This window comes from Bacillus sp. JJ1566, assembly GCF_036962685.1.
Classification (GTDB): Bacteria; Bacillota; Bacilli; order Bacillales; family Bacillaceae_L; genus Ferdinandcohnia.
The window spans coordinates 1-10386 of the sequence record NZ_JBALOP010000011.1; the positions used below are offsets into that span (position 1 = coordinate 1).

Annotated in this window: 8 protein-coding genes; 3 read left to right on the forward strand and 5 right to left on the reverse strand. The window is 37.2% G+C overall.

Annotated features, from left to right (window positions below; all coding sequences use genetic code 11):
• Nucleotides 1-82: 82 nt before the first annotated feature.
• Nucleotides 83-2572 carry a helicase-related protein gene (locus V7112_RS06165; protein ID WP_335416790.1) on the reverse strand — a complete coding sequence of 830 codons (2490 nt, stop codon included), beginning with the start codon at nt 2570-2572 and terminating at the stop codon, nt 83-85.
• A 148-nt stretch (nt 2573-2720) separates the two neighbouring features.
• On the opposite strand from V7112_RS06165, the gene V7112_RS06170 reads away from it, so the two are divergent.
• From V7112_RS06170 to V7112_RS06180, 3 genes are all read left to right on the forward strand, one after another.
• On the forward strand, nt 2721-3872 hold the full coding sequence (locus V7112_RS06170; protein ID WP_335416792.1) for a glycoside hydrolase family 18 protein: 1152 nt from the start codon (nt 2721-2723) through the stop codon (nt 3870-3872).
• 57 nt (nt 3873-3929) lie between these two features.
• Nucleotides 3930-4064, forward strand: a complete 135-nt coding sequence (locus tag V7112_RS06175; protein WP_335416794.1) for a hypothetical protein — start codon at nt 3930-3932, stop codon at nt 4062-4064.
• Nucleotides 4065-4169: 105 nt separating this feature from the next.
• Nucleotides 4170-4310, forward strand: coding sequence for a hypothetical protein (locus V7112_RS06180; RefSeq protein ID WP_335416796.1), 141 nt, complete (start codon nt 4170-4172; stop codon nt 4308-4310).
• Between the two features lie 34 nt (nt 4311-4344).
• On the opposite strand, the gene glgA is transcribed toward V7112_RS06180, so the two are convergent.
• From glgA to glgB, 4 genes are read right to left on the reverse strand one after another with little or no spacing between them, the layout of a single operon-like run.
• Nucleotides 4345-5781, reverse strand: coding sequence for a glycogen synthase GlgA (gene glgA / locus V7112_RS06185; RefSeq protein ID WP_335416798.1), 1437 nt, complete (start codon nt 5779-5781; stop codon nt 4345-4347).
• Nucleotides 5782-5793: 12 nt separating this feature from the next.
• On the reverse strand, nt 5794-6900 hold the full coding sequence (gene glgD, locus V7112_RS06190; protein WP_335416800.1) for a glucose-1-phosphate adenylyltransferase subunit GlgD: 1107 nt from the start codon (nt 6898-6900) through the stop codon (nt 5794-5796).
• Between the two features lie 23 nt (nt 6901-6923).
• Nucleotides 6924-8078: a glucose-1-phosphate adenylyltransferase gene (locus V7112_RS06195; RefSeq protein WP_335416801.1), complete on the reverse strand. Its 1155-nt coding sequence runs from the start codon at nt 8076-8078 to the stop codon at nt 6924-6926.
• Nucleotides 8075-10018, reverse strand: a complete 1944-nt coding sequence (glgB, locus tag V7112_RS06200; RefSeq protein WP_335416803.1) for a 1,4-alpha-glucan branching protein GlgB — start codon at nt 10016-10018, stop codon at nt 8075-8077. Before glgB ends, V7112_RS06195 begins: the two co-directional genes overlap by 4 nt.
• Nucleotides 10019-10386: the final 368 nt, after the last annotated feature.

A 10386-nucleotide genomic window follows, 5' to 3' on the forward strand; every position in this document is an offset into this window, starting at 1 on the left:
AAATAGATCAACTAGTTTAAAACTAGTTGATCTACCGAATTACTGTCACTATTTCAAAAATACAGTCACTAACAAAAAAACGTTAATCTCTTCTCCTTGGTCGCTCGAAATAGCATTCATTACAGATTGCAAATGAAAAGCCGATTGGCAGATTCTTACCGCAACGTTTGCATACCCGTTTAGCTGGTTGTATACCACTCTTTAATTGTTCATGTATTTTGTCACTAATTTCTTCTCGTACTCTTTCCCAATAAATTGCTTCTGTCTGCTTCCCTAATTTGTAGAGGAATAACAAATGGAGGCCCACCGCTTTATAAGAGAGTTCAAGCTCCTCAAGTCCGGTTTCCTTCAGGATTGGATCAGGAATTGGGGCACCATCGACAATCGCTTCTAGGGTTTTCTTCCATTGCGCTCTTAATGATGGCTCATTTGACGAAAAAGGCAAATGTAAAAAACCGTACAAATCAGGTAACGAAAGCTTAGCCTCAATGATTGTATCTTCAATCAACTCATAAAGCATCCGTTCTTCATAAAGACTTGCCTTTTTAGTGCCCTCAGGACTTTTAAATTGATCCCAAAGGAAGAAAAACATCCTCATTTTTCGTGAGTATTTTTGAAAACGTTCCAGAATCGCATTCGTTGGTGCAATTGCAAAGCCCTCAAGGGGTTTATCCTCTTGCTCCAATAGACGTGTCATGGTCTTAATATCACTCGTAAATGCGACTTTCCCGATATCGTAAATTCCCCGTCTTCCCGCTCGTCCTGCTATTTGTTTCACTTCCTGAGAGGTTAACAATCTTCTTCTTGTTCCATCAAATTTGTCATTTTCCAAAAACACTATCCGTCTTATTGGTAGGTTTAGCCCCATTCCGATTGCGTCTGTAGCAACAATAACCGTAGTTTCCCCTTCATTGAAGCGTTGAATCTGCTTTTTTCTTGTTTCCGGAGGCATACTACCGTATATCATACTCACCCGACGACCACTTCTTTGCAGCTCAGAAGCTGTTTCGAGCACTCTTCTTCGTGAAAAACAAACAAGTGCATCCCCTTTTCGTGTTTGATTCAAACGAAAAGCTTGTGGTTCTACTTCTAGTGGTACATCCCGATGATATTCATGCACTTCAACATTTGAGTTTCCAAGCAACTGAAGAATCATCCATCTTGCATGAAAACTACAAATGATGTGAACCTCCTCTGCATTTGCACTTGTAATGGCCTTATACCAGGAGAAGCCACGGTCTTTATCGGAAATCATTTGTGCCTCATCGATCACAACTACTTCATAAAAGTCTTTTTCTCTAAGCATTTCAACCGTAGCTGATAAGTGATTTGCACCCTGGACAATTTTTTCTTCTTCACCAGTTTTTAAATGACAAGGCACTCCTTCTTCATTCAATTTTTCATAAATTTCAAGTGCTAGTAATCGTAAAGGAGCTAAATAGATCCCGCTACTGGCATCCTTCATTCTTTGAATAGCTTGAAAGGTTTTTCCAGTATTTGTTTCTCCAACATGAAGAATATATTGAATATTTCGTCCTGGTGATAAATGATAGGCACGCCCAAAAATATCCTCCATCATTTTTTGTTCTTCTTCCTTTTGGCGTTTAAGTTCCTCTTTTTCCTTTTCAGCTTGTTCTTTACGCTCGGTAATATCCCTCTCAAATATTTCTTTATGTATGCCGAGATCAAATGGAATATCGATTAGCTTTACAAGATCGGATACATATTCCTCTAAAATATCCTCAAATAATTCATCACGAACATCTAAGAAGTACTCATATGCCACTTCTTGTAGAAAAGCATCAGATAATGGTTCCTGAAAGCTAATTTTACACTCATCGAATATTTGTTCTGGTAAGTGAGATTTTAACCAATTCGGACCGAAATCCATGAGTTGATGTAAAATGAGATCTTCATATTGCTCAATCAAGTTTTCTTGATAGAAATAACGATTATGTGCTAGTTCCGTTTCTTTATATAAGTAAGAAGAAAAAGTAATATCATCTGATGATAAAACCATTCCTTTTTGCTCAATCTCTATTGCTAAATGACTTCCTAGCAAATATCGAATCCTCAGATAGAGTTCATCGTAGTGGTCACCTACTATTTCGTTTAGATAAAAATTAAGCTTAAGAATGAATTTTCTCTTTTCTTCTCTCTCCAGTTGTTTTTTCAATCGAGCTTCAAAGTCTTCTCTTGCAGATTTATATTTTTGCTCCCATTCTTTCGGTTGGTTTGCAAATGTGTCCTCAAGCCAGGAGATAAAATCAAAGGGCTCGATGTCGCGAACCTCTGTTCGAAATAGCTTGTTTAGTAGCGTTTTACCGACACCTTCTACTTCAAAGCCACGCTCCTCTAAATAAGTCTTTTTTTCTGAAAAAGGTGCTTGAACTGCGGTATTCAGCCAGGCGTTTTGCCAAAGTTGATCGATAAATGGCCCCCGTTCACGCACATATTGTTCAAAAGTAGGGATTGTATCTTTTTGTTCTAAGTAATGATGGATATCATCCATAATCATCTGTTTTGCTCGTACGACTGCTTGATTATAGTACTGTCCAAGTTGATTGCTCATTTAATTGCTCCTTGCTAACATGTCATATTATTAATAGTTTACATAGGACTCTTAAAAATATTTATCGATATAGGATGATATTACCACACCAACAAGCTTAAACTGTTTGATACAATCTATAGATAAAGTTTATCAGGAGGACAACATCATGAAAAAGCGATATATCTTCCTTTCTATTTTATTGGTTGTGGTATTTGTTGGTGGAATTTTAACGGGTACGAAGCTAACAAACCAAAATCAAAATGAAAATAAAATGACAAAGAATGCACCTCATTCGAGTAAAACACCTGCACCTAAAGAATTGCCGAAGCTAGATAATACGCAGTCTAAGGTTTTAGTTGGGTATGTCCAGGATTTTCGGGATCCAGATCAAATTGATTATTCAAAACTAACCCATATTATTTTTTCATTTGTTCATCCTACAAAGGATGGTCAAATTCTTTTTACAGGTGATCACGCGGTAAAGAATCTTAAAAAAATCGTTGCAAATGCTCATAAACATCATACAAAGGCAATGCTTGCTGTTGGTGGTTGGTTCCATATGAATGGTGGCGAATCCTATGATTATTTTTCAGCAGCACTTGCAAATCCTAATTCCCAAGCAAAGCTTGTTGATGAGCTTATTGAAGTAGTTGAACGAGAGAATCTTGATGGAATTGATATTGATTTTGAACACCCTCGTACTGATGCAGATTCGAAGAATTTACATCAATTTATGAAAATATTAGGTGTAAAGTTACATGCTAATAACAAGGAATTATCAATTGCTGTTCACTCAAAAATTCATGGGCAAACATTAACAGAGCTCGGATATGTTAAATATGAGCCGACAATGTTTCAATATGTCGATTATGTAAACATTATGGCCTATGATGGCCAATGGGATGGTGGATATTTTGCCGAGAATTTATCTCCATATCCGTTTACAGAGAGTATTGTGGGATACTGGTCAAACTTGTTTGATGCTCACAAATTACCCAAGGAGAGATTGGTTTTAGGTGTTCCGTTTTATGGGCAACCCGCTGATCCGAATATCAAGCCAGTATCATATGAAGCAATCATCGAAAATAATCCGGAAAATGCGGTAAATGATACCGTCAATATGAATGGTACAACCTATTACTATAATGGCCAAACAATGATAACAAGAAAAACGGAGCTGGCCTTAAACCACGGGTTTGGCGGTATGATGATTTGGGAGCTTGGCCTTGACTCAAAAGGAGCAAACAGTTTAACAAATACACTGTATCAATCTATAGCGGATACAAGTATAAAGAACTATTATACGCTCAGGAATTGAATTTGCTTGTCATGTTATTTTGTTTTTCAACCATCCTAAAAGATGGAGGTGAAAAACATGGCAAATCTCAATCCGGTTGAATTTACAGGTAAAGTTTTAGATAAACGGAATACCTTAACAGGTCCAGATGATGAAAATAAAGTTGGACATCCAAAGCGTCCGCAAAATGTTCAGATTAAAAAAGATAAATAATGGTGAAAAAAGTGATTCGGGGAGAATCACTTTTTTAATGCAGTGATATAAAACTTTTAAACAGGGGATTATAACTATATAAAGGATTGGAGGAGTATTCCTGTGATGGAAAACAACGATGAAAAGGTAAATCCTATATTAAAAGACAATCCCATTCGGGAACGGATGAGAAAAAGGAATGGAACTGATTTTAGCAGTTCATCCCTAAGAAGGATTGCACTAACACAATTAAGTCGAAAAAGGTAAAAACGTTAGGGCCACGTCCCTAACGTTTTTTAACTTAAAGAAAAGCAAATTGTAGCTCTTCATACAATTTTAAATATTCCTTTGAAGATGCTTTCCAGCTAAAATCAAGCTTTAGCGCTTTTTCTGATAGCTCTTTCCATTTCTTTGGCTGGAAACGATAAAACCAAATCGCACGTTCAATTGTATACAACATGTCGTGTGCATTGTAATTCGTGAAGCTAAAGCCATTACCGTGGTCGGTAAATTCATTGTAAGGTTGAACTGTATCCTTTAGCCCACCTGTCTCTCTCACAATTGGCAAAGTCCCATAACGGTAGGCGAGTAATTGTCCGATCCCGCAAGGCTCAAACTGTGAAGGCATTAAAAACAAATCGGAACCCGCATACACTTTTCGAGAAAGTGCTTCGTCAAAAAAGATATTCGCTGATACCTTTGTTGGATATCGGTTTGCTAGATCACGGAAAGCATCCTCATAATGGCTTTCGCCTGTTCCGAGCAAAACAAACTGCACATTTTGGCTAATGATTTCTTCAAAAACATGCAAGACAAGGTCAATGCCCTTTTGTCCAACGAGTCGTGTAATCATAGAAATGATGGGTATTTGATCATTTACAGGTAGACCGAGATGCTCTTGTAACGCCCTCTTATTCTCCAGTTTTCCTACGTAAGTATCATAATGGTTAAAAATTGCTTTGTCAGAAGCGGGATTATAATTTTCATCATCAATCCCATTTACAATTCCTTGCAATTCAACATTGCGTTTCCGTAAAAATCCGTCCAACTGTTCCCCGTAATAAGCGGTTTGAATTTCATTTGCATAGGTTGGACTAACAGTTGTAAGTGTGTCAGCAAAAGCCAAACCCGCCTTCATATAACTGACATTCCCAAAAAACTCAACACCATCTATATGAAAATAGCGTTCACTCACATCTAGTAATTCACCTAAAACAGATTTCGGAAAGATTCCTTGATAGCGTAAATTATGAATCGTAAAAACCGTTTTAATTCCCTGATAGTCAGGACGGTTTGAATAATGTGCTTTTAATAAGAGTGGAATTGGTCCTGCTTGCCAGTCGTGACAATGAATGATATCTGGCTTTTTATCTAAATATGGGATAGCTTCGAGTACTGCTCTAGAGAAAAATGCAAACCGCTCCCCATCATCATAAAAACCATAGCTTCCATACCGTTTAAAGTAATATTCATTATCTAAAAAATAGTAGCTAATTCCTTTGTGCACTAATTTTTCAATGCCACAATATTGTCTTCGCCATCCTAATGGTACTTCAATAATTCGTTCCAATACAAGCTGTTCCTTGTATTCATCTGCTAAATCACCATATTTCGGAAGGATCACATTTACATGTATTCCTTCCTGCTGCAATGCATTTGGTAAAGCCCCTATTACATCCCCTAGTCCGCCTGTTTTAATAAATGGAGCACACTCAGATGCTGCGAATAATACATTCATGATTTTCCCCCATTAGATAATCTCAGCTTTTTTGATAACAGTTGGGGTAGCATCCCCTATGATTACTTTTTCTGATGTGATATTTACTTGTTTATCTGTTATCACATTCTCAAGGTAGGTTCCTTCGTCAATCACGCCTTTTTGCATGATAATACTGTTCTTGACAGTGGCACCTTTGCGAATTTTGACCCCTCGAAATATAATGCTATTTTCAACCGTTCCCTCTATGTCACTGCCGTTTGCAATTAAAGAATTACTGACATTAGAGGTTGTGGAATATTTAACTGGTGGTTCATGCTTCGTTTTCGTATAAATCTCCCAGTTGTCAAAGAAAAACTCCTTCGTTACCTGTGGATTTAAGAATTCCATATTCGTTTTATAATAGCTTGAAATTGAATGAATAAATGGCATATAACCTTTAAAATGATAGCTGTTTACTTTTAGGCGATGTAGATTCGCCTTGACTAAATCTCGAATAAAATCGTATTCACCATTTTCATAGCATTTCGTAATTAGCTCAATTAACAGCTTTTTCGAAAAAACAAAGGTTTCTGTACAGACAGGGTCTCCTTGTTTTGGAGAAGTATAGAGTTCTAGATTTGCTACTTTCTCATCTGCGTTTAGGATGCATTTATGATAGATTGGTTTTTCGACAGGCTCTCCATCGAATTGCTTATAAACAATTGTCAGGTCTGCCCCGCTTTCTCTATGGCTTTTTATCACTTCATTAAAGTTTATTTTATAGACATGGTGACCAGGAGAAAAAAGGACAGTGTCTTCATGGGACCGTTTGAAAAACTCAAGATGATCATAAAATTGCTGAATATCCCCAACTATACTTTTATCTGGGTGGATTGGAGGTAAAATAAACAATCCACCATTTCGTCGATCAAGATCCCATTCCTTTCCATTGCCAAGATGATCCATGATGGAACGATATTTATCCTTCGTAAAGACGCCAACCTTTTTAATTTGAGCATTTATAAAATTGGACATTGTAAAATCGATTAGTCGATATCTTCCTCCAAATGGTACAGCTGCCAAACAACGATGCTGGGTTAATTCTTTTAAATATTGTTTATCATTCACTAAATTAATGACACCAATTACTCGTTCCAATCCCATCGCTCCTACCTGTGTTTTTAATTGCTTACTGTTAATGGTCTTACTGTGCTTTCATCTCCAATTAACGTAATGGGAGCGTTCGGGGCATCAGACCCAATATGTGCTCCATCTGGAATGCATAAATCACTTGCGATAATTGCTTTATGAATGGTCACATTTTTGCCAATTTGAACATTTGGCATGATAACAGAGTCTTTAATAAACGAATTCTCTCCAACCTTTACATTGTATGAGAGAACTGAGTGGTCAATCCTTCCTTGTACAATGCAGCCTTCATTTATTAATGATTGAGAAACCTCCGCGGCCGGCGATATATATTGTGGCGGGTGTGTCGCAATTCCGGTAAAGAACGGCCAGCTTGGGTCATGCAAATCGAAGCCAGGAGCATCATCTAATAAGTCCATATGTGCTTCCCAGAGGCTTTCAATGGTGCCTACATCTTTCCAATAGCTATCAAACTGGTATGCATATAGCTGATTATTGTCTTTAAGTAATTTTGGGATAATATCTTTCCCAAAATCGTTGGAAGACTGAAGATTACCTTCATCTTTAATCAAGTATTGCTTTAATAACTTCCATTTGAACAAGTAGATCCCCATTGATGCAAGATTGCTTTTGGGATTGGCTGGTTTTTCATCAAATTCAACAATTTTCTTTTCATCGTTTGTATTCATGATTCCAAAGCGACTTGCTTCAGCCCATGGAACTTCAATAACTGCAATAGTGGCAGCAGCATCCTTTTCCAGGTGGAAGCGAAGCATTTTACTATAATCCATTTTGTAAATATGATCGCCAGATAAAATAAGCACATATTCTGGATCATATTGCTCAATATAATGGATATTTTGGTAGACTGCGTTGGCTGTTCCTTTGTACCAATCTCCGCCATTCTTTCCAAGGTATGGCGGAAGGACGGTTACTCCCCCATTGTTCCGGTCTAAATCCCAAGGGCGCCCATTGCTTACATAATTATTGAGCACATGTGGGCGATATTGAGTAATGACACCGACTGTATCAATTCCTGAATGAGTACAATTACTTAAGGGAAAATCAATAATTCGGTATTTTCCACCAAACGGAACAGCGGGTTTGGCAAGGGTTGTTGTTAACTCCCCCAATCTTGACCCTTGACCACCTGCTAATACAACTGCAATCCACTTCTTTGACCTCATTTTTTGATGACACCTCTTTTTCTCTTTTTTGTCTCTTTTCTAAAGATACTTATTGCTAAAGGTGGAACTTTAATTGTCATGCTGTATGGTTGATTATGTGCTGGCGCCTTATCAACTGTAATAGCGGCTGCATTTATTTGACCAGAGCCTCCATATTCCACTGAATCGCTGTTAAACAATTCTATATAACTCCCAGTTGATGGGACGCCAATGCGATAATTTTCATAGACATCGACCCCGAAGTTGCAAACAATGATTGAGTAATCACCTTTGCGCTTCCCATGCCTTATGAATGTAATGACGGATTGATCATGATTATCAGGGTCAATCCATTCAAAGCCTTCCTGTTCATGATCAAGTCTCCAAAGGCTTGAATTCATGCTGTAAAAATGCTGAAGCTCTTTGAAATAGTTCTGAAGCTTATTATGAGATTCAAAGTTTAGAAGCATCCAGTCTAACTCCTCAAGCTCCTTCCATTCGGAAAATTGACCGAACTCTCCACCCATGAAGAGAAGTTTTTTTCCTGGATGGGTCATCAAATATCCATATAATAATCGTAAATTTGCAAACTTTTGCCAGTAGTCGCCTGGCATTTTATCTAAAAGGGATTTCTTTCCATGAACAACATCATCATGAGAAAAAGGTAAAACAAAATTTTCTGAAAATGCATAGTAGAAGGAAAAAGTTAATAAATTATGATGATAACGTCTGTCAGAAGGATGCAGGCGCATGTATTTAAGGACATCATTCACCCACCCCATATTCCATTTATAATTAAAGCCTAATCCGCCTTTAGTTGTTGGTGCAGTTACAAGAGGATAATCGGTCGCCTCTTCTGCAATCATCAACACGCCAGGATATCTCTTGAACATCGCTTCATTGGCTTTTTTAATAAATTCAATTGCCTCCAGATTTTCTTCGCCACCAAATTGATTAAATAGCTTTTCTTGTTGCGGGTTGTCATGGTTGAGGTAGATTAATGAAGATACGGCGTCGATTCGAAAGCCATCAATATGGTACACATCCATCCAAAAAGCAAGATTGGAAAGTAAGAAACTATGAATCTCCGGTTTTGTAAAGTCAAAGCTGTACGTTCCCCATAATGGTCGGTCAGCTCGTTTTGATTCTGTAGGCTCATAAAGAGGAGTTCCATCAAATATTCCAAGTCCGTGATCATCACGGCAGAAATGAACTGGAACCCAGTCAAGTATGACACCTATGCCTTTTTGATGACACTGGTCCACGAAATACATGAAGTCTAAAGGACTCCCATGTCGACTTGTAACAGAATAAAAGCCAGTTATTTGGTATCCCCATGATAAGTCAAATGGATGCTCCATGATCGGCATTAATTCAATATGCGTAAAACCATGTTCAACTACATAGTCTATAACCTCATCAGCTAACTCGCGATATGCATAAAAGCTACCGTCTTTTTTCTTTTTCCAAGAACCAGTATGTAATTCGTAAATCATCATTGGATTATTGTAGGAATCTGCTTTGTCACGGTTTTTTATCCATTTCTTATCACTCCACTTGTATTGGTCGAGTTTAGTTATAATAGAGGCAGTATTGGGTCTTACCTCGGAATAGAATGCAAATGGATCGGCTTTAAGTTTCTTAACACCATTTGCAGTTGTGATTTCATATTTATAAAGGCCACCCTCTTTTAATCCTGGAATAAATCCAACCCATACACCAGAGTTTGGAATCATTTCAAGGCTATTTGCACTGCCATCCCAGTTATTAAAATCACCAACGATAGACACGGCTTTTGCGTGAGGTGCCCAAACAGAAAATCGTACACCATCATCCCCTTTATAGGACATAAAATGTGCACCAAACGTCTTATAGCCTTCTAATAATGTTCCTTCGTGAAATAAATACAGGTCGAACTCACTTGGAAAAAGTTCAGCCTCCTTTTCAAGCGTAGAATTCACTTTTGATTCCTCCTTTTGATATATGTAAGTAGAAAGTTAGTAATACCAAAAATTTATGTCATTTGTATGAAATTAAATAAAAAATAATAAGACCTTGGTTTGGTATCACTTACTCACTTTATTATATTAATTCGTGGTAGATGAGATTTATTCCTTTGGCGAATAATGTTTTTTATTGTCAAATAAGGTAGAATAGGCAGAAAATTATTATTTTAAAGACAATATATTTTAAAAAATAATGAAACCGTTTACAATCCAACGTTGATTTGTGGGAGTTTTTTACTTTTTTCTGCAAAAAATTGATATTGTGAAATAATGTAAATAAGGGTAAGGTGTTCGGGGTTTTTGTTATATCATGATAATTTTTT

Excerpts from the sequence above, each read along its gene's own strand:
- V7112_RS06165 (WP_335416790.1), bottom strand. The coding sequence starts at position 2,572 with ATGAGCAATCAACTTGGACAGTACTATAATCAAGCAGTCGTACGAGCA.
- V7112_RS06170 (WP_335416792.1), top strand. The coding sequence starts at position 2,721 with ATGAAAAAGCGATATATCTTCCTTTCTATTTTATTGGTTGTGGTATTT.
- V7112_RS06175 (WP_335416794.1), top strand. The coding sequence starts at position 3,930 with ATGGCAAATCTCAATCCGGTTGAATTTACAGGTAAAGTTTTAGATAAA.
- V7112_RS06180 (WP_335416796.1), top strand. The coding sequence starts at position 4,170 with ATGGAAAACAACGATGAAAAGGTAAATCCTATATTAAAAGACAATCCC.
- glgA (WP_335416798.1), bottom strand. The coding sequence starts at position 5,781 with ATGAATGTATTATTCGCAGCATCTGAGTGTGCTCCATTTATTAAAACA.
- V7112_RS06195 (WP_335416801.1), bottom strand. The coding sequence starts at position 8,078 with ATGAGGTCAAAGAAGTGGATTGCAGTTGTATTAGCAGGTGGTCAAGGG.